This window comes from Klebsiella sp. CN_Kp066, assembly GCF_040065135.1.
In the GTDB taxonomy this organism is placed as follows: domain Bacteria; phylum Pseudomonadota; class Gammaproteobacteria; order Enterobacterales; family Enterobacteriaceae; genus Klebsiella; species Klebsiella oxytoca.
The window spans coordinates 295,195-320,043 of record NZ_JBEAIU010000023.1; the positions used below are offsets into that span (position 1 = coordinate 295,195).

Genomic DNA, 24,849 nt, shown 5'->3' on the forward strand with positions numbered 1-24,849 from the left:
AAAAATGAAAAAAAGCAGACCACCAGCTTTTTACCTGCGACGACTGGGTATTTACATTGTTATTGCCATTTTTGGTTCTACATCACCGGTAGTGGCGGTAGAGTTTAATATAGATATTCTGGACTCGGAAGACCGGGAAAATATCGACTTGTCGCGTTTTTCCCGCGCCGGTTATATTATGCCCGGAACCTACACGCTCAGCATGCGCTTAAACGAGCACAGTATTTCTGACCAGGAAATTTCTTTTATTGAAAGAACCCGTGACGATGGAGTGGTTGTAGAAACCTGTCTGACGCCTGCACAGGTAGAGCTTCTCGGTCTGCGGGAAGACGCGTTTAAAACGATTAAGTGGCTCGACGAGGGGCGTTGCGCTGATTTTTCCGCTCTTGAAGGCGTCGTCCTGCGCGGCGATCTGTCCGAGTCATCCCTGCAAATCGCGGTGCCTCAAGCCTGGCTGGAATATCAGGATGCTTCCTGGTTACCGATTTCCCGCTGGGAAGAGGGTATCCCCGGGATGTTGGTTGACTATAACCTGAATACCAATGTCACCTGGCCGCGTCAGGGGAATCAGAGCCAGAGCGCCAGCATCAGCGGTACGACGGGCGTCAATTTGGGACCCTGGCGTCTGAGAGGGGATTACCAGGGGAGCTATTACAATACCACCGGACGTTCGGATAAAAATTCACGTAATTTTGACTGGAGCCGTTTTTACGCCTATCGCGCATTACCTGGAATGATGTCAAAACTCACCGTCGGTGAAGACTATCTCTCTTCCGATCTCTTTGACTCATGGCGCTATACCGGTTTGTCGCTGGCAAGCGATGAAAGCCAGCTGCCACCTAAGCTTCGAGGCTACGCGCCTGAAGTATCCGGTATCGCTCGCACCAATGCCAAAGTGACGGTCAGCCAACAGGGCAGAGTCATCCATGAAACGACGGTTGCCGCTGGCCCGTTTCGTATTCAGGAACTAAACAGCGCGCTAACCGGACGCCTGGATGTGCGGGTTGAAGAGCAGGATGGCTCCGTACAGACATTTGCGGTTGAAACGGCTCAGGTCCCTTATCTGACGCGTCCCGGCCAGCTACGTTATAAAATGACCACCGGTCGTCCGCGCGATTATAACCACAGCACTCAAGGACCCTACTTTGCCACAGGCGAACTCTCATGGGGCCTTACCAACGCGTGGTCGCTGTACGGCGGCGGCATTATTTCTCAGGACTACAACAGCCTGGCGCTTGGCGCCGGTCGTGATATGAACGCCTACGGGACGCTCTCTGCTGACGTTACTCATGCCAGTGCTCGTTTCCCGGATGATAAAAGCAGGCAAGGTCGGTCCTGGCGCCTGAGCTATTCCAAACGGTTTGATGAAATCAACAGTGAAGTCACGTTTGCCGGTTACCGTTTTTCCGAGCGCAACTATCTCACCATGGGTGAATATCTGGATATGCGCTATCGGGATGGCTACGTCGGGAACAGCAAAGAGCTTTATACCATCCAGGCGACCAAAAACTTTGCCGACCTGCGTTTGTCAACGCACATCAACTGGTCGCATCAGACTTACTGGAACCGCCCGGCGACCGATCGCTATAGCGTATCGTTGAATAAATATTTTGACCTCGGCGACTGGCGACATCTGTCGTTGTCCCTCAACGCCGCTCGCAGTGAGTTCAATGGCCGCAAGGACGACAGCGCCTATATCTCACTGACGATGCCGTTTGGTTCGGGAACCGTGGGTTATAACGGCAGCATAAGCCGCGACCGTTATACACAAAATGCCAGCTGGAGCCAAAGGCTGGATAACAACGACTATTACAGCATCAACGCCGGCAACAGCGTCGGGGGCGGTGAGGGAACGCGTAGCCAGATGAGTGGCTACTATTCTCATCCCGGCAATATAGCGGATGTCACCACCAACTTTAACTGGGCGCAAAGCCAGTACACCTCCTTTGGTATTTCCGCCAGCGGTGGGATGACCGCCACCGCTGAAGGCGTGGCCCTACACTCCGGTGGGGTGCAGGGGGGGACGCGTTTGATGGTCAGTACGGAGGGAGTAAGCGGTGTTCCGGTGGGCTTACAGGGCTATACCAATGCTTTTGGCATCGCGGTTATCCCTGGAGTGCCAAATTATTATCGAACCAGGGCTGAGATTGACGTTAATCGTCTGCCGGATGATGTCGAGTCTGGCGGAACGCCGGTTGTAGAGCTCGCCCTGACTGAAGGCGCTATCGGTTTCCGTCGCTTTGATGTGCTGAAGGGTTCTAAGGTCGTGGCAATCCTTAGCCAGGAAGATGGACGCCATCCGCCTTTCGGCGCCACGGTACACAATGCAAAAGATCGCGAACTGGGTATGGTCAGCGACAGTGGACTGGCCTGGTTGACCGGTGTGAATCCGGATGAACGCTTAACCGTGCACTGGAGTGGTTCCGCTCAGTGTGAAGTCGTACTGCCACGGGTTATCCCTGCACAGCAACTATTGCTGCCGTGCAAGCCGGTCACTCGAGGCTGAGAAAGTCAATGGTGATGTAATGAAAAGCAAAAAGATAGCGATGACGATAGTGCTGGGAAGTCTGGCCGCGGGTCTGATAAACGAAGCCGGGGCTGCGATCGCGCTGGACAGGACTCGGGCCATTTTTCCCGGTTCGGAAAAGAGCATTTCCCTGAGTATTACTAACGACAGCACATCAATGCCGTACCTGGCGCAGGGATGGATTGAAGATGAGCACGGGAAAAAAATCAGCGGCCCTCTTGTTGTCGTCCCGCCGCTGCAGCGTCTTGAAGCTAAAGGTAAAAGCATGATGCGTATCAACGCCATGCCGGATGCCGCGATGTTACCTCAGGACAGAGAGAGCATTTTTTATTTCAACGTGCGCGAGGTACCACCAAAAAGCGAGCGACCCAACGTGATGCAGCTGGCGTTACACACCAAAATTAAACTGTTCTATCGTCCCAAAGCCATCCTGCCGGAGAAGTATAGCCGCTGGGATAACCAGCTGGTGCTGCATAAAGTCAACGGCGGTTATCAGATAGAAAATCCGACACCCTATTACATGACGGTAATTGGTATTACCGCCGCGCCGAAAGTGGCGGTGGCTAGCGGATTTCAAACGGTGATGGTGCCGCCTAAGTCCACCGCGATGGTCAATAGTTCGCACTATACCACGCCGCACGTCACCACGATTAACGACTTCGGCGGTAAGCCAACCCTGCCGTTTAGCTGCAGCGGTAACATTTGCCGAGCTGCAGAAACCCCGGCTACCTGATGAATGCCGGAGCTGTACACAGGAGAAGCCTGATGAAAAAAGGATTTGGTCGAACCACCCTCATATTGTGGCTTTTGACGGCTGGAATCGTTTCTGCTGCGAGCGCCGCAAACTGGGACACCGATGGCCTGAACGGTGGGATACGCGCTAGCGGAACGCTTGTTGCGTCACCTTGCGCGTTGCTGCCTGAGTCGGCTGAACAAGAGATCGATTTGGGCAGTACCATTGCCTGGGGGCTGGAACGGCCGGGGAGCGTGACGCCATCAGTACAGGTGTACATCAAATTAGATCGCTGTCCGGGAGAGTATCAGTTTATGCGCGATCGCCAACAGATGCGCGGTGCCACGATGTTAAACGGACAGTCTGCGGTAAGAATGACTATCTATGGGGAAGCAGAACCGATGGATGACCGCTTTTTCCGGGTGCACGGTGGGGTCGAAGGCGTTGCGCTGCGCCTCAGCGACCGAAAGGGAGAGCTCCTGCGACCCGCGATTCAGAGTCGGCCGCAGATTCTCTACCCCGGACGCAACGATTTGGTGTTACAGGCTCAGCTATGGCGTCTTCCCGTTCCGTTGCTGGCTAATGAATGGCGCAGCGTGGTGAATATCGGCCTGGAGTACGAATAATGCAAAAAAACAAAGTGCGCGTACTTAGCCTGGCAAGCTTTCCTCTCATGCTTTTGCTGGCTGGCGTATCGGTCACGCATGCTGATACTGACGTCTATTTCTCCGGGAATTTGATTGCCGATCCCTGCGAATTGCACGTTGACTCGGAAGATCAGATTGTCGATTTTCGTAACGTGCCTTCTAAGACATTTATGAAATATCCCCGCAGTGAACGTGAGCGTTTTTCCATCTGGTTGACGGAGTGCGATCTCTCGCTTGGCGATACGGTTACCGTAACCTTTATGGGAACCGAAGATAGCGCTCAGCCAGGACTATTTGCGGTTAGCGGAACAGCGAGCGGCATTGCCATTGCGGTGGAAGATGAGAATGGTGTACCGGTTAAACCGAATGTACCTATGCGACCGGCAGCATTGAGATCAGGAGACACCTTTTTAAATTTTCAGGCCTTTATTTCTGCACCAGTACACAGTCTGGTCAGAGAAGGGGACTTTGAGTGCGTCACCACTTTTCTTCTGGAATATGATTAGCCCGAGTTGATAAGCTATTTCGGATTTACCTCAAATGTCAGCTGATTAACGTCTTTTGGCTGCTGTTTATTAATGGTGAAATTAACTATTGGGATATCTTCTGCAAATATCTGCTGGCCTCCTGTGCTTTATTTCAGGAGGAAAGATAATTAAAAAAGAAATACATATGGAGTACATGAAATAATGTTTAGATTAGGATGCATAGCCGCGATCATTGCTGGTACATTTTTAACGGGTTGCGTTGGAAAAAAAATTCCTTCTCAGGTGACTTCGTCCATGGAATCCGTAGAGCCCCCAGTGACCTCAGACGGAGAGCTGGATATGGTCCAGTGCGAAAAAGAGCTTCAGGCACTGGAGTCGATTAATCATATTAAGCATGTCGATCTCAAATCACGCTTTGAGCGAGTGATGCTCGGCGCTTCCGGTTATACCAATGTAAGAGGTTCCGTTAATCCTGAAACACGTAATGCTATTGATGCTTTGTATAAGTTTCAGGCGGTAAAATTATGCTCGGAGATCCGAGCCGAAATGCTCAATAGCCTGGCAGCGAAGCCAACCGGTGAGAGTATCTAATGGGTCGTAGAGCAGGGAATGTTTTGGTCCTGATTATGAGTATCATTTCGATTTCATCTTCGCAGGCAGATGTGTTGAATTATGCCCGTGAATGGACGTCACGCAAGGACGAAAACAAAGCCATCACATCCCCGTCTCAGCCCCAGACGGAGGAAGAAAAATCCTCTGCTACGCGTCAAAAATCTGCTGTAAAGCGTTCTCTGCCTGATAAGGAGAAATCGACAGCTCAGCCTCCAGCAGTCATCAGAAAAACAATCGCGCCGCCGGCTGTTGGCGCTGACAAGCGAATGCAATCACCGGCTAACAGGCCGACGGAACCGACAGCTAAGAAGGCCCGAACGGCTTCGGGTGACAACGTCACCTCAGCCGCTGGTGTCACGAAAAATAGCGCTTTACCGGAACCGCACGTTTTAGGGGGCTGGATTAAGGCTTTGATACAACATTTGTCGCTTAGCCCGGCAGAGATCGATTTACGTAAAAACCTCCAGTTGGCCCGTAAAGAGGTACAGAGATTGAAGAATGAACTCATTCTGCTTCGCCGCGAAGTACAACAGTCAGATAGTACATTGGCGGAGCAGGTCGTGGCTCTCCAGGCAACTTATGAGCAACTGGCTGCGGCAGAGGAAAAAAATGTTACTCAACAGAATGAGCTCCAGGCGCTTACTGCGCGCACTACCCAGCTGGAAGAAAAAAATGCGCAGTGGCAAGTATTAACCAGAAAATTACAGTCGAGCCTTAAGGAAGCGCACTATCCCGCACTGCCAGCAACTGACGGTGAACTGGCGGATTTTGCGGCCGGGATGGCGATGGGTTATGACATTTTGGCGGTACTCGAACAACGGGATGAACAACAGATACATATTGATAAGGAAGTCTTTCTGGCCGGCATTACGGAAACGATACGCGGCGAACGCCGATTGTCGCAGGAGGATTTTGAGCGCCACCTTAAACGCGCCAATCAGCGAGTAGAAGAAGCGATGCACAAGTTCAGGCAACAAAAGGAAGCGCGGGATAGCGCATGGCTGGCGCAATTTATTCAAGAGGAAGGGACGCAGAGTGCAGGTGAACAGGCCTGGTATAAAGTCATCCATGCAGGCGAGCCGCTGTTCGAGGATGAGCACTCTGAAGCGGCGCTAACCATTTCGGTCAATCGTCGTCTGTCTGATGGTACCGTGATTGCGGACACAGATATAACTGGCCTGGTATTACAAGAAAAATTTTCCGACCTCCCTGGATGGCTTCGGAAAGTAGTGAAAGATATCCGTCTGTACGGTGAAGCAGAGTTAGCCGTTAAAGTTGATGAATATGGTGTTCCACAAGAACGCGGTAATTATATTGAACATTGGCGCATACGTGTAATTGAACGACAGACTATGTAAATAGGTTATAGAAAAATTTACGTTACTTTTAAAATATTGCGTGTAGAGGCGTCAGAGTTAGTCGGGTAATAACTGTATAATCTTTTTTAATGTTTATTTTTGTAGAGATGACAACTTCCAGATAAGAGAGCAATATGATGAGTGATACCAGTGGTACATATTTGCCAGTTTATGTGGCAACTGAGAACAATTATTTTTCTCAGGGAATAATCTTTCTCCTGGAGGAGCTGTTTGAGGATGAGTTTAGCGGAAAAATTACTGTATCCTTAGTCAGAAAATCGCGCGAAGCCGATCTCATCGTGCAGGTCCAATCACCTGGAGAAAAAGCGTTTGACTGGGTCGATTGTCAACAGTTTCGCACCCACAATGACTATAAGTTTAAGCTTCTCAATAAAAAGTGGCTAAGCGTTTATCCACGTAGTGAACATTACGACAAAAATTTTCATTGCCCGGTTGTCAGTTCAGTCATCGCGATGAGAAATTCGGTAACCACTATCCGGAGAAAATTGTTCATGCTGTTTTTTGCCGATCTCATGTGTGGCCCTCCGGACTTACGTAAACCAAACTGTAGCAAATGTCCTGGCCCCTACCAGTTGACATGGCGGGAACAGCTAATGCTAGGCTATTTGAGCCAGGGATTAGGCCACGATGAAATTTCTCGCAGAATGGGCTGTAGTATTAAGGCGCTTAGCAGTTATCGACGCTCGATTATGCGTAAAGTCAATATCACCCGCTATAGCGATTTCGTTATGTGGCTAGGTAAAAAATCCGTTTCTGATAAATATACTGAGGTTGTTAATAATCACGAGCGTGATGCGGATGAAGACCAGCTAATATGGAAAACAACGTTGTCCGGTAATTTGGAGAGACAGCTGGATGATAAAGAGCGAGCTTTGCAAAGTATTAAACGATTGGTCAATAAACGGTTAAGAAAAAGCGAGCTGGATGATGAGGTATGGTTAACAACTCGAGAAATAGCCAATGAGATGGATATCAGTATCTACAGCATGCGTTATTTATTATGCCAGATGGAAACAAACGGTAAAGTGATTAGCATCAAAACCGGGAAGGGTAGAAGCCATACTCTGCGCTGGAAACTGGCAAGTTAATTGCTGTGTTGAACAGCTGGCATAGCTAATAAGGCTGTGACGTAGGCTGAATTTGAAGGGTGGGCGAGATGCAAATTTAGGAATGTTCATCGATCCATTTCTGAAAGTGGCTCTCTACCTTACAAATTCATATATCCAGACATGCCTAAAATGTAAATTATCTGCAAGATGAAATGGATTTGACTCTCTGCCGTCAGAGAGGAAATAACTCTGGTCCTGTAAGTTATACGACAGGTGAAAGTATGAAACTTAAATTAATGACTTTTCTGGGGATTATCTTGTTTACCGGAAGCCAGCATTTGGCTCAGGCGGCATTATCCGTAGAGCGCTCCCGGGTTATTTTCAATGAAGGGGAGAAATCTGTTGGATTGAGCGTGAAAAATAATAATACGCAGGATCCTTATCTCGCCCAAGGGTGGATGGAAAACGAGAAAGAAGAAAAAATAAACGGCCCGCTGATGATTTTACCGCCCGTACAACGTATTGAGCCTGATGGTCGAACGATGATCCGCGTCCAGCAGGTCGCCGAAACGCCGTCTCTGCCCACCGATAGAGAAAGCGTCTTCTGGCTTAACTTACGCGAGATCCCACCAAAATCCGATAAGCCTAACGTTTTGACGCTGGCAATGCAGACCCGGATGAAAGTTTTCTGGCGGCCCAAGGCCCTCAAGGTCGATCCGCTTCTCGACGTGGTGCCGGGGGCTGAAACGCTGACCCTTACCCGCAAGGGGGACCGCTATGAGGTTGAGAATCCTACGCCCTATCATTTTTCGTTTGTCGAAGCGCGCGGCAGCCTGCACGGTAAGGCGCTGGATGATTTTGAGCCTGTCATGGTTTCGCCAAAGGGCAAAGCGCAGCTGCCGTTATCCGCATCCCGGATGGGCACGACGCCGACGCTGATGTTTATCAATGATTATGGCAGCGCACGGTTACTGCCGTTTACCTGCACTGGCATCGCCTGCCGCGCCGGGAAGGTGGCACAACCAAAGGAAGGTTAATATGACACGCCAACGCTTAACGATAATCCGGATGCACCTGATGATGGCCGGAGCCGCACTGCTTCTTGCTGGCGGACAGGCGAGCGCCGCTGAAGGAGACACCACCACTATCACCATCAACGGCACCCTGATCGATGGACCGCAGTGCGTTATTGACGGTAACGATACCGTAGACGTGAAATTTGGTGATGACCTCATTACTCGGCTGGTAGACGGGGTGAATTATAAGAAAGAGATCCAGTACGGTCTGACCTGTACTGATCTGAACAGCAATGCCCTCAAGCTGACGATTCGAGGCTCGCTGGCGAGTTTTGGCTCCGGGCTTCTCCTGACCAGCAAGGGGGGGCTGGGTATACAGCTTTACAGCGGAAGCGCAGGCACCACGGTTATGACGCCCGGCAGCTACGTCAACTTCAATGGCATAGCCAATAAACCCAGGCTATGGGCCGTACCCGTGGCGCAAAACAACGCTACGCTCACCGCAGGTCCGTTTTCCGGCACAGGCACCATGGTCATTGACTACCAGTGACGTAAGAGGAGAGAGATATTATGAGCCCTGTAAACCTGCGTAAGCTACTGCTTCTTCTTACGGTGTGTATTAGTGGTAGCGTGCTGGCCGACGCAACGGTCAACTTTAGCGGCACGCTGATAGAAGCCCCGCCGTGCGTGGTGAATAACAATAATGTTATCACCGTCAACTTTGGCAACGAGGTGATGACCACCCGTATCGACGGGACGCAGTACCGCAAGCCAATTGACTTCGATTTAGATTGTTCAATGGCGGTATCGTCGAAACAGAAAGTGCGCATTACGGGTACCCCGGCAAGTTTTGACAGTACCGCGCTGGCGGGAGGGAAAAGCGGGTTAGGCATCGCTCTCTACAATGGTGATACCCGTCTTAACCTCGGCTCCTGGCTGAATTTTACCGATCCCAATATCCCCAGGCTTTACGCTGTCCCCATTAAGCAAAGCGGGATAACCCTGAGCGGCGGGGCATTCAGGGTTATGGCCTCGCTGGTCGTGGAGTATCAGTAATGGCACAGGGAATCAACATAATGAGATTGATTGGATATGCACCATTTCTTCTGGCCGCATTGATGATGACAGGGACCTCATCACTTCAGGCGGCAGACCCGGAAAACCTTGAATTTATCGGCACCCTGATAACGCCTCCGTCTTGCTCAATAAGCGAAGATGGCCCGGTATATATCAACTTCAATGATGTCCGCATAAAAAAAGTTGCGGAGGGAAGATATCGTGAAACCGTCCCGCTGACCTTGAAGTGTGAAGAGAGCAGTCTGGCCTGGCAGTTGCGGCTCAGCGTACGCGGTAATCCGGCCGGGTTTGACGCCGATAACGCCACCGTGGTGAGCGCAGAACAGGCCAATCTTGGCGTGAAAATCTTCCAGAACGGCCAGCCGTTTAAACTGGGCGAGGCCATTAACATCAATAGCGTGACGTTGCCGACTATTGAAGCCCTCCTTGTTCAGCGTGATGGGGTGGAATTGGTGGAAGGATTATTTAACGCCACCGCGACCCTGCGAGCCGAATATCAGTAACTCTATTTATGCACAGGAGAGTGCAGGTGAAGAAAAAGCTATTTCTGGCCGCCTTTGCGGCTGCTATAACCGTGCCGATCTCTGTTCCCGTGTACGGTGAAAACTATCGGTGGAAAACAATCACTGCAGTAAGGTTGGTGGCTTTCGGTTCGGGTACTGAGTGGATTATCACCACAGGCGATATTACCGTGAGTTCAGGTAGCGTCAGCCTGGACACACCAGCGAACTTAGGTAGTCATGGCGGACTTTTGGTTGCAAATGCGCTGACTGCGGATGGCTACTTTTGGGGTACCTCTGATGTTGCCACTAGTTATCCTCCGCCCGGCGTCCCGTATAAGGGAACCTGGCGAGAAGTCCTTAACGCGAGCGTCGGGAGCGTCAGGAATCAGATTTCCATCCGAAATTATGGTGTCGTTGGGGGCTCTTCTACCGTCTGTTTTGGATACACAATTCGTGAAGCCAATGGCAACTTTGATTTTTCCGACCTTGTTTATCCCCCAGGTGCCGGTAGCGGTATAAACTGCATGACGGCACCACCACTAAACGAATGGTGTGCTATGACCGTACCGCAGGTGACGCTAAGTTTCGGTACGCTAATGCTTGACCAGGCAGTGGGCAAAACGGCTGATAGTACGGTGGGCGTTTCCTGCACCTCTTCCTCGGTTAGCTATGTGTTAAAGCTACAAACAGGCAATACTTACATCCCGCTCAGTAACGGCATGCGCGCAAATCTGGGGCTTGGGACAACTAACTCGGCGCCGGGGAATACGACCTACTCTGGATCTCAGTCCTCGCTACGGTTAAGAGGTACGCTGGCTGGAACGCCTACCTCAACCGGCACCTTTAACGGTTCGGGCGTGATGATGGTGGTTTATAACTAATCATGGTCGTCAGGATCCCGGTACGCTGTTTACGTACCGGGGATGTTTACACCCGCTCAATCCTTGCCGGCAGCCCCTGACGCATCGCCGCGACGGAGACCCTGTCCAGCCAGGTATTGCCGACTTCGCGGGTTGGGTCGGTAAATCCCAGATCGTGACATTGCCGGCCATCTTGCCGCCACGAGTGATTACTGCGGCTTTACGGCCATAACGGGTAAAGGCATCCGCCAGCGCCGCGCTCTGGGGGGGGGGAAGCCGCCAAAATTGTGCGGTATACCTTTACTCCGGCCGTGTAAGCGACCGGAAGGATAAATTTAACCCTGGTCAGAAACCTTTTTCAGCATGGCAAGGACCGCCCAACGTGTCGCGTCGTCTACGATATTTTCAGGCAGAGCATCAGCTCGCAGCTTGATATAAGCTTCAACAGCCATTCTGATGGCAACGCTGACGGAGTCACGATCGTGCGTTGCCAGCGTGGAGGTCAGCAGGCCGTCAGGATCAATGCTGTGGAATTCAATGCGGCGAACCCCACGTTGCGGTAGATTTGCCCGACGATACAGCATAGGTCCCAGAACCTGCTCTCGAAAGAATGCCAGCATACCTATCGCTTCGAACAGTTCGCCTCTTCCCAGCTTAACCACTGCATAGTGAAGCCAGATCCAGGCTCGCGACTCAAACCACTCCGGCGTCATGTTGGGCCAGCGAGCACTGGATTTTACCCGTTGTCGCTCCAGAGCCGTGTTATCACGAGTAAATAATACTGCTGGCTCCTCAACGCGTTGAGTGAGCATTTCCAGGGTGACAAATTTTAGATCGACATGGAGGAGTTCAGGCCCGTACAGGCATATAAGCAGGCGGGGTTCTCCGACATGTTCCCCAGTGAAAGCATGTAACAGATGGCCTAATGTTCCGGCGAGCTCCCTACGCTGCGCCATGACTTCGTCATAATAGACAGGGTCTACGACAACGATAAAATCGAGATCGGAGTATTGATCAAATCCGCCATGAATAATCGAGCCGCCAGCGAGAAGGGAGTGAATCCGCGAGTCAGACTGAAACTTAAGCTTGAGTTGCTCTGCAAAACTTCTGTGTAAATCGGGTAACGTACTTAGCATACTTTTTCCTGTTCACAAAAAATACAAAGCATTTCAGAATAGCGAGTTGTTTATATTCAGGCCAGATTTTTTTGCACGAACAGGCATGCCCTTTACTGCCGGTTATCCTGACGTACGAAAAATAGCACAGGAGCCGCAGGGCTCCTGACCCGCACAATCCGTTACCCTCCTGACCACCAAACAAAAAGTATGATTCAGACCTCTCTCCAAACAAAAAGTCAGAAATAAGTGTGTTGTCGATCACTTTTTGTTCAGATTCATATTGCTGAATTTCTGCTGATGCAGGTATACATAACAAAAAGTTTGGTTGTCTAACATAAATTCAGGTCGACATGGAAAACATACAGCAGAATTTAGACGTCTTCATTCCGATGATGGAAGGGATAGCAAATCAGTTCGGTGACAACTGTGAAGTGGTCCTGCACGACCACTCCCAGGGGCTGGAAAGCAGTATTATCGCGATTATTAATGGGCATGTCACCGGCCGGAAAGTGGGCGATCCCAGCAGCAATCTGGGGCTGGAAGTGCTGCGGGGAACGGATGTCAACGGCGACAGGCATAACTACGTTACGCGCACCCGTGAGGGTAAAATGCTACGCTCCACCTCCATTTACATACGTAACAGCAATAAACAGGTTATAGGCGCACTTTGTATCAACCTCGACATTAGCGATATTTTACAGGCGGAAAAAACGCTCAGTAAACTGGCCGGTCATTCGGATAGTAGCGCCGCTAAAAAAGAGGACGTTAATGAGGTATTTGTTAAAGACGTCAATGAACTACTTGATTACCTGATTGCCGAGTGTATGGGAATTATTGATGTCCCCGTCGCCAATATGTCTAAGCAGGATAAACTCAACGCGATTAAATTTTTCGATGACAAGGGCGTTTTCCTTATTAAAAAGTCCGGAGAAAAAATCTGCGAATTTCTGAACATTTCGAAATATACCCTCTATGCCTACCTGGGAGAGGTCAGAGGGGAAAACCCAACAAGTGACGGCTAGCCGTCAGGAGGAAAAATGTTAACCACACCTTATGTTGCGCTGGATATGGATATTATGCAGAGGAATATTATCGCCATGACCTCCGGACTGGCTCGTCATAATATTCAACACTGGCCGCATATTAAAACCCATAAATCTGTACGCCTGGCTCAACTCGAGCAGGCGCTAGGGGCGAGTGGAATTACCTGCGCTAAGCTATCTGAAGCGGAAGTGATGGCTGCGGGCGGAATTACCTCAATTCTGCTGGCCTATCCGCTGATTGGTGATGACAAATGTGAGCGCTATGCTGAACTGGCGCGCAAGATTACCATGCGAACCATTGTCGACAGCCTGGCGGGCGCGCAGGGGCTCTCACGCGCTGCGCTGAGGCATGGCCTGACGTTTGACATCGATATTGCCATTGATTTCGGTGCCCACCGCGAAGGAGTACAGCCGGATCAATTGCTGACGTTCGCCCGTGAGGTGGCGGCGCTTCCGGGGTTAAGGGTGCGCGGGGTATTTACCTATGCCGGGACTATTTATCAATACCACAATGAGCAGGATATCCGTCGCGCGGCGCGCGAAGAAGCCGCTCTGCTGATGACCAGTCGGGATCTTCTTAATGCGCATGGTTTTCATATTGACGTTTTATCCGGCGGCTCAACGCTCTCTTCTTTTTATGCCGATGAGCTCAGCGGAATAACCGAATCCCGCGCCGGAAATTTTATTTTTGGCGATATGAACGCGATTAACGGCGGGATTTACACCGCCGCCGACTGCGCGTTGACCATTTGTGCGACGGTTGTCAGTATCCCGCTGCCGGGCTACGCCACGCTGGATGCCGGTACAAAATCGCTGACCTCCGATCTTTCCGCGACGCCCGGTTCTTACGGATTGATTCAGGAACATCCGGACGTCGCGCTGGTTAAGCTTAATGAAGAACACGGCTATCTGCGCTATGACCCGGAAAAAGTATCGCTCGCTATTGGCGATCGGCTGCATATTATTCCCAACCACTGCTGCGTGGTCGCAAATCTTGTCGATGAAATATATGCCTTCCGTAACGGAATATTGAGCGAAACGATAACTATCGACGCCCGCGGCAAAAGTTATTAATTAACTGAGAATATTATTATGACCGATATTGAATTAACTGCCGATGAACGGCAGGAGTTGACTACGCTCCTGTGCAGCCTGATACAGCACCCGTCGGAAAACCCGCCGGGCAATGAAAAAGCGGTCGCGCTGTTCATTGCTGATGTATTACGCGGCGAAGGCATTGACGTTGAAGTACAGGAGGCGGTAGAAGAGCGGCCGAACGTGATTGCCCGACTCAAAGGGCAGCGGCCAGGCAAGCGGCTGATCCTCAACGGACACTCTGACGTGGTGCCATGCGGCGCAGGGTGGTCGGTGGAACCCTTTGCCGCCGTCATTGATGGTGACCGTATTATTGGCCGCGGGGCGGCAGATATGAAATCCGGCGTTGCGGCAATGATGTACGCGGCGATCCTGATTCAGCGACGGCAGTACGCGTTCAACGGTGAAATTGTTTTACTGTTCAACGTTGATGAAGAGCGCATCAACCTGGGGATGGAACATTTTGTGGCGCAGGGCGTCGAGGCAGATTACGCCATTATCGGCGAGCCTACCTCGCTGGAGATCTGCGTGGCGCATAAAGGGGTGAGCCGAACCCGCTTGACCACGCACGGCACCGCCGGTCATGCGGCAAAGACGCGCAATCCGGACAGTGCCATCGACAAAATGGCGCGGCTCCTGCCGGGGGTGCTGGCAGAGTGTCAGCGGGTGAAGCAAAAGCATCACGATTTACTGGGCAACGCCTCTATGCTGGTGACCACCATTACCGGCGGCAGCGCGCCGAATATTGTCCCGCAATCGTGCGTTATTGAAATCGACCGCAGGGTGCTGCCGGAAGAAAGACGTAATGAAATTAACGAAAGCCTGCAAAGATCGCTTAGCGACTCAGGACTAAAACCGCAGCACGACTACGACCTCGAAAACTATCTGTATATTCCGGCCTCGTCTATTGCAGAGACGCATCCGCTGGTGGAAGCCGCTTTTCAGACGGTAGAAACGCTCACCGGCGCGGCCAAAAAAACGATTTTCGACGCCACCTGTGAAGCGCCGTTCTTCTCCGTAGGCTGCCAGATCCCGACCATCATTCTCGGCCCCGGTGATTTAGCTCAGGCGCACGTCAAAGATGAATATGTCAAAATCGAAGAGCTGCATCAGGCCGCGCAAATATATACCGCACTGGCATTATCTTTACTCAAATAAATATCAGGGAATTACCATGAATATTGAACAGCGATTAACCGAATTGGGTATAGTGCTCAGCGCGCCTGTACCGCCTAAATTTTCTTATGTGCCCATTAAGCAGACGGGAAATTTATTGTATACGTCAGGTAATGACTGCCGGGTCAACGGGGAATTACTTTATCAAGGAACCCTCGGCAGGGAACTCACGATAGAGCAGGGGCAGGCTGCCGCGCGCCAGTGCATCATCAATATTCTCTCGTCCCTGAAAAGCTATCTGGGCGATCTCAATCGCGTGGCTGGCTGCGTTAAAATGCTCGGTTTCGTGCAGAGTGCAGACGTTTTCAAAGACCAGCCGTTGGTGATGAATAGCGCTTCGGATTTACTGATCGCAATATTTGGTGAAGCGGGTAAACATGCGCGTTCAGCAATTGGTACCAACACGCTGCCTTTTAATACGCCCGTTGAAATTGAACTTATTTTTGAAATTAAAGATTAAATTTATTTAGTATTTAACATTTATCTTTCCTCCGGGAATATATCCGGGTCCCTGTGACGGCATTATTCTGCGCCGTGCAGAATGCTGCCGTGGTTTACATTACAAAAGGATAATATATGTCCAGTCAAGCAAGCTCTCGCCTGAAGCGTTTGCAAATCATGGCATTATTGTTTTTGCTCGTGGCGGGTATTATTAACTTCCTCGACAGAACCTCACTTTCGATTGCCAATACCACTATCCGTGAAGAGATGGGGTTGACGGCAACGGAAATGGGATTGTTGCTCTCGGTATTCTCCTTTGGCTATGCGCTGTGCCAGCTGCCGATTGGCATGGTGATGGAACGGTTCGGCGTTAAAAAGGTGTATGGCTTTGGTATCTTCCTGTGGTCCGCAGCTCAGACCGCGCTGGGGTTTGTCGGCTCCTTCAGCCAGATGATTGTCGCCCGTATCGTTCTCGGCATAGGGGAGTCGCCGCACCTGCCTACCGGCGTAAAAGTCGTTAATGACTGGTATAACATCCGTCAGCGCGGCGTGCCGATGGGGATTGTGAATATGTCATCAACCCTGGCGCAGGCGCTGGCGCCGCCGCTGCTGATCGCCATGATGCTGGCTTTCGGCTGGCGCATGATGTTCATCATCATCGGGGTGAGCGGTATTATTCTTTCTATCCTCTGGTTTATGTTCTATCGCAACCGGGAAGATGCCGGCCTGTCGGCAGAAGACATCGCGCACCTGGAAGAGGAGACGCCTCCTTCCAGCAAGGAAAAGGTGACCCTGAGGGATTGGGCCGGTCTGTTTAAGCAAAAATCGATGTGGGGAATGATCATCGGTTTCAACGGCGTCGGCTACATGGTTTGGTTATTCCTCACCTGGCTGCCTTCTTATCTCGAAATGTCCCGCGGCCTGAGCCTGGAAAAAACCGGTTGGGTAGCGGCTATTCCGTTCCTGTTTGGCGCTGCCGGTATGCTGGTTAACGGCGCCGTAGCCGACTGGGTGATGAAGCGCGGCGCGGATAAAATGAAGAGCCGTAAATGGATGATCTGCCTTGGCCTGCTTTGCGCTGCCGGCTTTACGCTCCCTGCCGCTTATACTGACAGTACGTTTATGGCGGTCGCCTGCATTAGTATGGCGCTCTTCTCCATTCACTTTGCCGGTACCTCGGCATGGGGACTGATCCTGGTGTCGGTACCGTCACGGCTGATAACCTCGGTGAGCGGCATTCAGAACTTCGGCGGTTTTATCGGAGGGTCGTTTGCGCCAATTATTACCGGAATGATTCTGGATAATACCGGTTCATTTACCCTGGCGCTGGTGGCCTCTTCGGTCATCGCTTTTATGGCTTCGCTGGTTTACTTCTTTATGGTGAATAAACCGATTGTGGACCCGGCGGCAGCGTCCTGTTCATGATGGTTAACTGACAGACACACCCAGGCCTCCAGCCTGAACTGGAGGCTTATTTCTACCAGTTTTTCCAGTTAGCGCGAGGGACTACTGTAAATAGTTTTCTTGCATTTTAATAAAGTCAGCGTCGGTAAAGCCAAGCTCATTTTTAATATAAGCATTAACGCTGCCGGAGAGTGCCTTCATGGTGTTCAGTGTTTCAACGATAAATGCCTCCCGGGTATCGATCAGGGTAAGTAAGTAATCGAGTACATCCTGATTATCGGTAATTTGTCGATAGGCGGTCATCTTCACATTATTTCGCGCCAGGCGGTTTGCGCCGGTCAGCATGTAGTCGGCGATAATATCCTGTTCAGAAACGCCAAGCATGGAGAGTATCAATAAAGCGCCATAGCCGGTGCGATCTTTGCCCCCACGACAATGCTGAATATTCGGCGCATTGCCCGGGTCAAGCAGGACGTTAATCATCGCCTTAAAGGCTTTTTTTGACTTGTCGCTGAGTACAAAATGCCTGTACTGCTCAATGACCTGGCCTCCCTGACCGTTAATCAGTTCCGCCGGTATATCGCGTATAACGCTCTCGATCAGCGCGCGATCCTCATTGCTGGGTTCGGCGGCAAACTGGGCCGCCAGCTCTGCGGTTTGCGCCGTGGCATCCAGGTGGAAGGTCTTATTTTCACCGATAAAGCCGTTGGGGCTTTTCGCGATTTCGTTGGCGCTGCGGTAATCGATAATGGTTTTTACCTCCAGGCCTTCCAGGTAGGCCTGAGCCTGCGGCGTCAAATTATACAGATGGTTGGAGCGATAGAGCAGGCCCCATTTAACCCTTTTGCCGCCTGCACCGCGATACCCTCCGAAATCCCTGAAATTATTTATACCGGAAATCGGCAGGGTTCTTTCGCCAAATAACCATGAACTTTGCGCATGTTCCACGATAAAATAGATACGCTGCCGCGCCTGCAAAGGGTCATCAAAATATACCGGACCTGAGATACGATCGGTAATCAAGTTACGCTCGGCGGTGTGAATATCGCGGTCTCGCGTCCAGTAGAGCGTGGCGTTATCTAATGCTTTGGAAAAATGAATTTCAAGCTGCGTATGATTATGACGAATAACGGAAAACTGCGGTGTTTCATTCATACATCTTCCCTTAATTTAAAATTCCCAACATCGAACAAATGACGCCGATGCACATCATGCCGATGATGAGCGCGACGGTATGTTTGCCCTTAAATTTTTTGACGAGGAAAAAGATACCCAGCGCAAATAGCAGGGTCAGCAAGTTAGGAATAACTTTATCGAACATCTCCTGCACTTTTATCGACTGCTCGCCAACCGCAATAACCAGCGGAGTTGATATTTTCACGGTTGTCGCTATTAACGACCCCAGCACCATCACGCCGACCACGTTGGCGATGTTGGAGATACGCTGGATAATGTTCGAGTTTTTCGACTGCTCGATTAAGTCTACGCCCTTGTTATAGCCATAGTGGATAAAGAAATATTTTGAGCCGACGTTAACGATATTAAACAGGATAAACATCAGAAGAGGGCCAATAATATTGCCCTGAAGCGCAAAGGCCGCCCCGATACTGCCGCAGATTGGCAGCCAGGTAAATTTGAGTAAGCTATCCCCGAGACCGGCAAAGGGTCCCATCAGCCCGGCTTTTACCGACACCACGGCTTCTTTTTCTTCTTCCGAGGTTTTTTCCTCCAGCGCGGCGGTGACGCCAAGGATCAGCGCGCCGGTATTCACCTGTGAGTTGTAAAACTCAAGGTGGCGCTTCATGGCTTTAATGCGCGTTGCTTTATCGGCATCAGCGTAGAGTCGCTCAAGCACCGGGATCATGCAGTGCGCAAAGCCGATGGTTTGTAACTTCTCATAGTTATAGGAAAAGGACATTGACTGGATATTCCAGAAAATACGGTTTAGATCCTGCTTAGTCAGTTTTTTGTCCTGGGTTGCGGTTTCGGCCACCCGATAAGAGGCGATATCGCTCATAAGTCATATCCTTCTTCAGTGTCGGTAGTGGACTGCTGTTCTTTTTCCGCAGGTGAACTCTCGGCCTTCTGACCATTGCTGTAGGCCATGTCATAGAGCACGGCAAAAGCCAGAGCGATAAAGGTAATGGGAATGATCGGCAGCTTCAGATAGGTGGTGAGCATGAAGCCAAGCAGGAAGAAGAACCACATCCGGCCTTTCAGCAGCATTAAGAGCAGGATACAGACGCCGATGGCCGGGATCATTTTGGCGGCAACGCCCATACCGGTCAGAATACTTTCCGGGATGGCGGCCAGAATCCGACCCACCAGGTCCCCGCCAAAATAGACGGCCAGGAAGCAGGGGACGGCGCGGATCAGAAACCACAGCGGCGTAGAGAAATAATGGACTTTCAGCAGCTTACCATAGTCACCCTCCTGAATGGACTTCTCCGCCCATACGTTCAGGAAACTGGCGAAAGAGCGCCAGATGATAAGAAGCTGCTGGCAGAGTATCGACACCGGGACGGCGAGGGCGATGCCCGCAGCGATACCGCCTTTGGAGGAAATGCCCAGAGCGACGCCGATGATTGATCCGGCAATAATGTCGGGCGCGGAATAGGCCCCGACGTTGCCGATCCCCATCCACATCAGCTCCAGCGTGGCGGCGATCGCCAGCCCCTGAACCGTATCGCCCATAATAATTCCAGCAACGGTTCCCGTCAGAAGCGGGCGGCGTAGCATCTGCGGCCCAACGTCGTCCAGTGAGCAGATCCCTGCCCAGATGGCGACCAGAAAAGCTTCAATTAACATAGAGTATTCCCTGTTTTAAAAGGCGTCATACGCGCTGGCGTTAAATTAACGTTTGCAGATCAACTACCGGATCTTTGGGCACCATCTGTATTTCCACCGGTATATTCCTGGCTATTAGCGATTTAAAGGCTTGTTCTTCTTCCGGCGTTACCGCGACGGCGCGGGAAAGACTCTTTCTGCCTTCCTGCATTCGCATGCCGCCGACGTTGAGTTTGTCGATTTTCACCCCGTTTTCAACGAGCGTGTTTACATCAATACTGTTAGTGAACAGCAGCATGGTGCGTCTTTTAATTTCCGTTTTTTGCAGGATTTCGATAAATTTCTGCACGCCGAATACCTGTACCTTTAATTCGGGCGGCGCGGACATGGTTAAAACCGATTGCTGGATTTTGTCGCCAGCGACTTTATCGTTGATGATGAGCACTTGTTCGATATCGTGGTTTTTTACCCACGTGGTAATAACCTGGCCGTGAATCAGACGGTCATCAATTCTTGCGAGATTAATCGGCATATTTATTTCCCCTACAGATCGGTCGATTGTGTGTATTCAGCGTGTAACGTTTTTCCGACGTTAAAACAGCTACCCGGGAAAACGTCTTCAATAATTGTTGCAATCTCATCGCGCGGTAAATCACGATTGCTGAGCACTTCCAGCAGCGTCGGGATATTGAACCCGCAGAACAGCAGGATGTCCGGATAGGTCAAAAAGAGCTCGCTCGCCAGGTTGCATGGCGAACCGCCCATCATATCGACCAGTATCACCACGCCGTTTCCCTTATTGACCGAGAGATAGGTCTCGAGCAGCGTGGCGCGCACATCGCTGATATTGGCCTCAGGCTGCAGCGAAATTACCGACACGTTGCGCTGTTCACCGATAAGCATTTCCGCACAGGAAAGCGCCCCCTGGGCAAAAGGACCGTGGCTGACCAGAATGACAGGAATTTCAGTTTGCATACGTTCTCCCGGGCTGACGTTGAGTGACATTGTTACTATTTATTGTTTCGATGTTAGTAATAGTATTACTTTAAGGTGAGGGAATACACAGGACAGAAGTCCCATTTATTCATTCTGCGAGGGTGATCACTCTTCAGTTATTCAGCGCCGTGTTGGGTTTACGGCGCCGCAGGCACGGCAAGGGCAGGAGGCTGGAGCGCGTTATTCGTCAGGATTTGTGATTCTGATTGTAGAAACGCTGGGCGCGGTTTTGGGTTTGTTTCAGCAGGCGATCGTCGTATTGCTGAATAAAGAGATTCGTCACCAGCATATTGATAACCGAGAGCTGCGACATTTTTGAACGGATAGGGATCAGGCGAGATACGCTTTCGCTGGTGATGGTGTGTAACAGAACGGTAGCGAGAGCAGAGATGCGGCTTTGCCCCATTTTGGTGATAGCAATTGACGGAACGCCCAGCTGCTGAGCCATGGTCAGCAGCTTAACGCTTTCCAGGTTTTCGCCGGAATGGGAGAGAATAATCACCAGGTCATGCTCATCCAGCGTATTGACGATGCTGTACTGAATACTGTAATCCGCGTGACAGCTCACGTCTTTCTTTATTTTGATGAGCTGATACTCCAGCTCTTTACCGACGAGTCCGCTGCTGCCGGCACCGTAAATCACGATCTTATTACTCTTCCTGATCAGCGCTATCGCCAGCTCTAGCTGTTCGATATTCACGATGGCATGGGTCTCATCAATGGAGGATTTTTCAATCAGCTGGATTTTATGATTGACGCTCTCTACAGAGTCATCAAGATTGATATCCTCCTGTAAAACCTTGTCGTGCTGGGGATGACCAGAAGAGGTGATCAGATCAATTTTAAGATCGCTGAAACCCTGATAGCCGAGTTTGTGGCAGAGACGCAGGATGGTTGTGGTGCTGACATCATTCGCTTTGGCCAGGGTCTGAATGCTCATGCTTTTTAGCAGCGGCTTATTCGCCAGAATATAGTCGGCGACAAGACGCTCTTTGGCGGACAGATTGTTATTCACTTCTCTTAGCTTTAGATCAAGCACCTGGCCACCTTTAAAAGTGAGACGATAATTGTTCGCCATCATACAAGATAATCGGAAGGTTGATAACCACTCTGCCATCAGGCAGATTTGTCGCCAGGCAATCAGACGGCACCAGGCGAAGAATGAAATATCAGGACGAATTACAGAGATTATTATTCAGCGACCCGCTCAGAATGGAGGCGCTTTATGCCGTTCAGGCGCTCGAACTCAACGATGGCTGGATCGGTGCCGGCCTGGTCAGAGATGCGGTTTGGGATCATCTGCACGGATACGGTCAAAGGCCGGTTTGGGGTGATGTGGATGTTGTCTGGTTCGATCCGAAAAGCTGCAGTGCTGCCCACGATAACGCGCTGGTAGCGGGGCTTTGCCAACGGTCGCCCGCCTTTAACTGGTCGGTGAAGAATCAGGCCAGAATGCACCAGCGTAACGGTAATCAACCTTATCATTCAACGGAGAATGCGCTTAGCTACTGGCCTGAGACGGCGACGGCCATCGCGGTCAGAATAGGGCGCTCTGGCCTTATTGAGGTCATTGCGCCTTACGGACTCGACGATCTGTTTGAACGTCGCCTGCGGCCAACGCCGGAATTTGAGGGCGATAAGCTGAATATTTTCCGCCAGCGCGTGGCGGAAAAACGCTGGCTGGAACGCTATCCTGTTCTGCAGCTTATGCTCCCGACCGGAGGCGGTCAAACCCAGCGGTGAGTCAGCGGTGAAGGGGATGCGCTAATCGCCCCCCTCTATCGATTGTCAGAAGAAATCAATGCGCGTATTGATCCCCACGGTGCGGCCCATATTGACCTGCGCGACAGCGCTGCTGCCGTTCATATAGCCGTAGGTACGGTAACGGCGATCGAACAGATTATCGACATAGACGGAAATATTCATCCGTTCAGTCGCCTGCCAGCCCAGGCTGCTGTCGAGGGTGGCGTAAGTCCCTTGCCGCAGCTGGTTATCGCCATCGAAATAATGCGGTCCTACCAGATTCACCGCCAGTCGGGGCATCAGCGCCCCATAACGGGTATCAATCATGCCGTTCACGCTGCTCCCCGCGCCGTAACGCGGAACAAACGGCACCCGGTTGCCGTGATACAGCTCACTGTCATTGGTGAATTCGGAACGGATCATGTTGCCATTGATGTCCCATGACCAGCCGGGCGCAAACCGCCATTTTGCCTCAAGCTCAACGCCGGTGGCGTCGGCTCTCCCCGCGTTGCTTAAGGTCTGCATCCCGACCGGACCAGAGTAGAGCTGCATATCTTTGGTGTGGGTATAAAACGTCGCGGCTTGCAGCGTGACGTCGGCGGTCTCGTAGCGGGTGCCAATTTCGTAGTTGATGGATTTTTCCGCGCTGAACGGCCTGGCATCAAGGCCTGCGGTAGGCACGATATTATATCCGGAAGGTTTATATCCCTGCGCTACGCGGGTATACACCCGCCAGTCGTCGGTCAGCATATAGCCTGCGGAGAGCTGTCCGAGCACGTGGTCATCACTGCTTTTACCACGATCGCCAAAGGGGTTACCGAGCATACTGCCGTGATACTGCGTGCTGGCTTTATCATGTGAGAAACGCGCGCCGCCGCCGATGTCAAAACGATCGGTTAAATGCCAGGTCAGATCGCTGTAGGCGGCCAGCGTTTCGGCGGTGGTGTAGCCGGTGCTGCTTAAATAGGGCATGGTCGGCATATCGTAGGCTGAATTTAGCTTCTCCCGGGTATTCTGCCGGTACAATCCGAACACCATATCCACGGTCCGCGTCTCGCCGAGAGTCGCGGCGCGTAGCTCCTGCACATCCTGATTCCAGCGTTGGGGCATATTGACGATCAACGAGCCGGAAGGAAAAGTGCGTGAATAATTCTGCTGCTGCCAGGCGCCGATCAGATTGAAAACCCAGTCCTCGGTGCTGTATTTCCCGCTGAGCGTCTGGCTGTCAGTGCAGCGCCGCATATATGGGTCCGGCGACCCCGGGTCGATCGACAGTTTACGGCTCTTAATATCATTCCATGCCACATAGGCATCCTGTGTCGCGCGAGTACATTCGCGCGAGGCGGCAAATCCCATTTCCCAGGGCTGGTCGTCCGGCGCCAGACGCAGTTTCACATTCCCTATGCTGGCGCGGGTGCCGCCTAAATCATCGCTTCCCGTCGCAGGGTTAATCATCTCGCCGTCATCAACCTGGCGTAACAGCGTTACGCTGCCATAGAGCAGACCATCCTGAAGAGGGCCGCTCAGGTTGAACTTGCTACGATAGCTGTCGCGGCTGCTGACGCCGCCTTCAATATAGCCGCGCGGGGTGCTGTCCGGCTGCTGCGTGACGATGTTGATAATCCCGCCCTGAGCGCTTTTGCCATACAAGGTTCCCTGGGGACCCCGCAGCAGCTCCACGCTTTGCACATCGGTTAGCGCCTGGATGGTGTTAGTAGATAGCTGGGGAACCCCGTCGACATACAGGGTGACGGCAGGGTTATAGAAGTCCTGGGCAGAAGAGATGCCGCGAAGCGAGATCGTTGAAAAAAGCATATTGCCGCTATTTTCAATATTGAGTCCGGGCAACACTCGGGGGAGTTTGTCGCTGGCGGTAACGCCTGCGTCGCTTAACTCCGTCGCGCTGATAACGGTAGAAGAGACGTTATTGGCTGATGCCGAGCGGGAAGACTGTTTACTGGCGGTGACCACCAGCGTGGTTTCGTCTTGCTGTGCAGTCTGGGCATGAGCCATGCCCGGGAGCAGAAACCCTCCCACAATCAGAGGGTAAAACCGTGTCATTTTCATTGTTATGAGTCCCTGTAAAACGGCGAAACGCCAAAAATAGCCACAACGGTGAATTGAAAATGATAACTATTTCTAATTGTGCTGCTAC

26 protein-coding genes are annotated in these 24,849 nt (G+C 51.4%); 18 read left to right on the top strand and 8 right to left on the bottom strand.

Annotated elements, in window-relative coordinates; genetic code table 11:
• Positions 1-4 precede the first annotated feature (4 nt).
• The 12 genes from ABLV75_RS04400 (at position 5) to ABLV75_RS04455 (ending at position 10,912) form a co-directional block, all read left to right on the top strand.
• Positions 5-2,506, top strand: a complete 2,502-nt coding sequence (locus ABLV75_RS04400) for a fimbria/pilus outer membrane usher protein (protein WP_047719819.1) — start codon at positions 5-7, stop codon at positions 2,504-2,506.
• A 19-nt stretch (positions 2,507-2,525) separates the two neighbouring features.
• Entirely contained in the window at positions 2,526-3,260 is a 735-nt protein-coding gene (locus tag ABLV75_RS04405; protein ID WP_047719820.1) for a fimbria/pilus periplasmic chaperone, read from the top strand.
• 32 nt (positions 3,261-3,292) lie between these two features.
• On the top strand, positions 3,293-3,886 hold the full coding sequence (locus tag ABLV75_RS04410) for a type 1 fimbrial protein (RefSeq protein WP_047719821.1): 594 nt from the start codon (positions 3,293-3,295) through the stop codon (positions 3,884-3,886).
• Positions 3,886-4,413, top strand: a complete 528-nt coding sequence (locus ABLV75_RS04415; RefSeq protein WP_004102135.1) for a fimbrial protein — start codon at positions 3,886-3,888, stop codon at positions 4,411-4,413. Before ABLV75_RS04410 ends, ABLV75_RS04415 begins: the two co-directional genes overlap by 1 nt.
• Positions 4,414-4,596: 183 nt before the next feature.
• On the top strand, positions 4,597-4,986 hold the full coding sequence (locus ABLV75_RS04420) for a hypothetical protein (RefSeq protein WP_004102134.1): 390 nt from the start codon (positions 4,597-4,599) through the stop codon (positions 4,984-4,986).
• Between the two features lie 35 nt (positions 4,987-5,021).
• Entirely contained in the window at positions 5,022-6,365 is a 1,344-nt protein-coding gene (locus ABLV75_RS04425; protein WP_227506363.1) for an FKBP-type peptidyl-prolyl cis-trans isomerase N-terminal domain-containing protein, read from the top strand.
• A 134-nt stretch (positions 6,366-6,499) separates the two neighbouring features.
• Positions 6,500-7,474, top strand: coding sequence for a LuxR C-terminal-related transcriptional regulator (locus ABLV75_RS04430; protein ID WP_047719823.1), 975 nt, complete (start codon positions 6,500-6,502; stop codon positions 7,472-7,474).
• Positions 7,475-7,716: 242 nt separating this feature from the next.
• Positions 7,717-8,472, top strand: coding sequence for a fimbria/pilus periplasmic chaperone (locus tag ABLV75_RS04435; protein ID WP_017145859.1), 756 nt, complete (start codon positions 7,717-7,719; stop codon positions 8,470-8,472).
• Position 8,473: 1 nt separating this feature from the next.
• Entirely contained in the window at positions 8,474-9,001 is a 528-nt protein-coding gene (locus tag ABLV75_RS04440; protein ID WP_004102130.1) for a fimbrial protein, read from the top strand.
• Between the two features lie 20 nt (positions 9,002-9,021).
• Positions 9,022-9,507 carry a fimbrial protein gene (locus ABLV75_RS04445; RefSeq protein ID WP_004102126.1) on the top strand — a complete coding sequence of 162 codons (486 nt, stop codon included), beginning with the start codon at positions 9,022-9,024 and terminating at the stop codon, positions 9,505-9,507.
• Between the two features lie 62 nt (positions 9,508-9,569).
• Positions 9,570-10,031: a fimbrial protein gene (locus ABLV75_RS04450; protein ID WP_017145861.1), complete on the top strand. Its 462-nt coding sequence runs from the start codon at positions 9,570-9,572 to the stop codon at positions 10,029-10,031.
• 26 nt (positions 10,032-10,057) lie between these two features.
• Positions 10,058-10,912 carry a hypothetical protein gene (locus tag ABLV75_RS04455; RefSeq protein ID WP_004102124.1) on the top strand — a complete coding sequence of 285 codons (855 nt, stop codon included), beginning with the start codon at positions 10,058-10,060 and terminating at the stop codon, positions 10,910-10,912.
• 314 nt (positions 10,913-11,226) lie between these two features.
• Here the strand turns inward: ABLV75_RS04455 and ABLV75_RS04460 are convergent, their stop codons facing one another.
• A complete protein-coding gene (locus ABLV75_RS04460; protein ID WP_004102123.1) occupies positions 11,227-12,027 on the bottom strand; it encodes a hypothetical protein in 801 nt (266 codons plus the stop codon).
• A gap of 332 nt (positions 12,028-12,359) precedes the next feature.
• Between ABLV75_RS04460 and ABLV75_RS04465 the strand changes: the two genes are divergently transcribed.
• The 5 genes from ABLV75_RS04465 to ABLV75_RS04485 all read left to right on the top strand — a co-directional run bounded on the left by ABLV75_RS04465 (position 12,360) and on the right by ABLV75_RS04485 (position 17,189).
• Positions 12,360-13,031 (top strand): helix-turn-helix transcriptional regulator, encoded by a 672-nt coding sequence (locus tag ABLV75_RS04465; RefSeq protein WP_004102122.1) that lies wholly within the window; start codon positions 12,360-12,362, stop codon positions 13,029-13,031.
• A gap of 15 nt (positions 13,032-13,046) precedes the next feature.
• Positions 13,047-14,126, top strand: coding sequence for an alanine racemase (locus tag ABLV75_RS04470; RefSeq protein ID WP_004102121.1), 1,080 nt, complete (start codon positions 13,047-13,049; stop codon positions 14,124-14,126).
• An 18-nt stretch (positions 14,127-14,144) separates the two neighbouring features.
• The gene (locus tag ABLV75_RS04475; protein WP_004102120.1) at positions 14,145-15,305 is read left to right on the top strand and encodes a M20 family metallopeptidase; all 1,161 of its coding nucleotides are present in this window, start codon (positions 14,145-14,147) and stop codon (positions 15,303-15,305) included.
• 16 nt (positions 15,306-15,321) lie between these two features.
• A complete protein-coding gene (locus tag ABLV75_RS04480) occupies positions 15,322-15,783 on the top strand; it encodes a RidA family protein (protein ID WP_047719825.1) in 462 nt (153 codons plus the stop codon).
• Between the two features lie 116 nt (positions 15,784-15,899).
• Complete coding sequence (locus tag ABLV75_RS04485) at positions 15,900-17,189, top strand: MFS transporter (RefSeq protein WP_016808947.1); 1,290 nt, start codon at positions 15,900-15,902, stop codon at positions 17,187-17,189.
• An 81-nt stretch (positions 17,190-17,270) separates the two neighbouring features.
• Here ABLV75_RS04485 and ABLV75_RS04490 read toward each other — a convergent pair whose 3' ends face one another.
• The 6 genes from ABLV75_RS04490 to ABLV75_RS04515 all read right to left on the bottom strand — a co-directional run bounded on the left by ABLV75_RS04490 (position 17,271) and on the right by ABLV75_RS04515 (position 21,990).
• Complete coding sequence (locus ABLV75_RS04490) at positions 17,271-18,323, bottom strand: tyrosine-protein phosphatase (RefSeq protein WP_047719826.1); 1,053 nt, start codon at positions 18,321-18,323, stop codon at positions 17,271-17,273.
• Positions 18,324-18,333: 10 nt separating this feature from the next.
• The gene (locus tag ABLV75_RS04495) at positions 18,334-19,185 is read right to left on the bottom strand and encodes a PTS system mannose/fructose/sorbose family transporter subunit IID (protein ID WP_004113118.1); all 852 of its coding nucleotides are present in this window, start codon (positions 19,183-19,185) and stop codon (positions 18,334-18,336) included.
• A complete protein-coding gene (locus ABLV75_RS04500; protein WP_004113116.1) occupies positions 19,182-19,976 on the bottom strand; it encodes a PTS sugar transporter subunit IIC in 795 nt (264 codons plus the stop codon). Before ABLV75_RS04500 ends, ABLV75_RS04495 begins: the two co-directional genes overlap by 4 nt.
• 40 nt (positions 19,977-20,016) lie before the next feature.
• Complete coding sequence (locus ABLV75_RS04505) at positions 20,017-20,487, bottom strand: PTS sugar transporter subunit IIB (protein WP_004102114.1); 471 nt, start codon at positions 20,485-20,487, stop codon at positions 20,017-20,019.
• An 11-nt stretch (positions 20,488-20,498) separates the two neighbouring features.
• On the bottom strand, positions 20,499-20,930 hold the full coding sequence (locus ABLV75_RS04510) for a PTS sugar transporter subunit IIA (RefSeq protein ID WP_004102113.1): 432 nt from the start codon (positions 20,928-20,930) through the stop codon (positions 20,499-20,501).
• A 208-nt stretch (positions 20,931-21,138) separates the two neighbouring features.
• Positions 21,139-21,990, bottom strand: a complete 852-nt coding sequence (locus ABLV75_RS04515) for a MurR/RpiR family transcriptional regulator (protein WP_032704848.1) — start codon at positions 21,988-21,990, stop codon at positions 21,139-21,141.
• Positions 21,991-22,112: 122 nt separating this feature from the next.
• On the opposite strand from ABLV75_RS04515, the gene ABLV75_RS04520 reads away from it, so the two are divergent.
• Positions 22,113-22,694, top strand: a complete 582-nt coding sequence (locus tag ABLV75_RS04520; protein WP_023320965.1) for a nucleotidyltransferase family protein — start codon at positions 22,113-22,115, stop codon at positions 22,692-22,694.
• 45 nt (positions 22,695-22,739) lie between these two features.
• Here the strand turns inward: ABLV75_RS04520 and fyuA are convergent, their stop codons facing one another.
• Complete coding sequence (gene fyuA, locus ABLV75_RS04525; protein ID WP_004102110.1) at positions 22,740-24,761, bottom strand: siderophore yersiniabactin receptor FyuA; 2,022 nt, start codon at positions 24,759-24,761, stop codon at positions 22,740-22,742.
• Between the last annotated feature and the right edge of the window lie 88 nt (positions 24,762-24,849).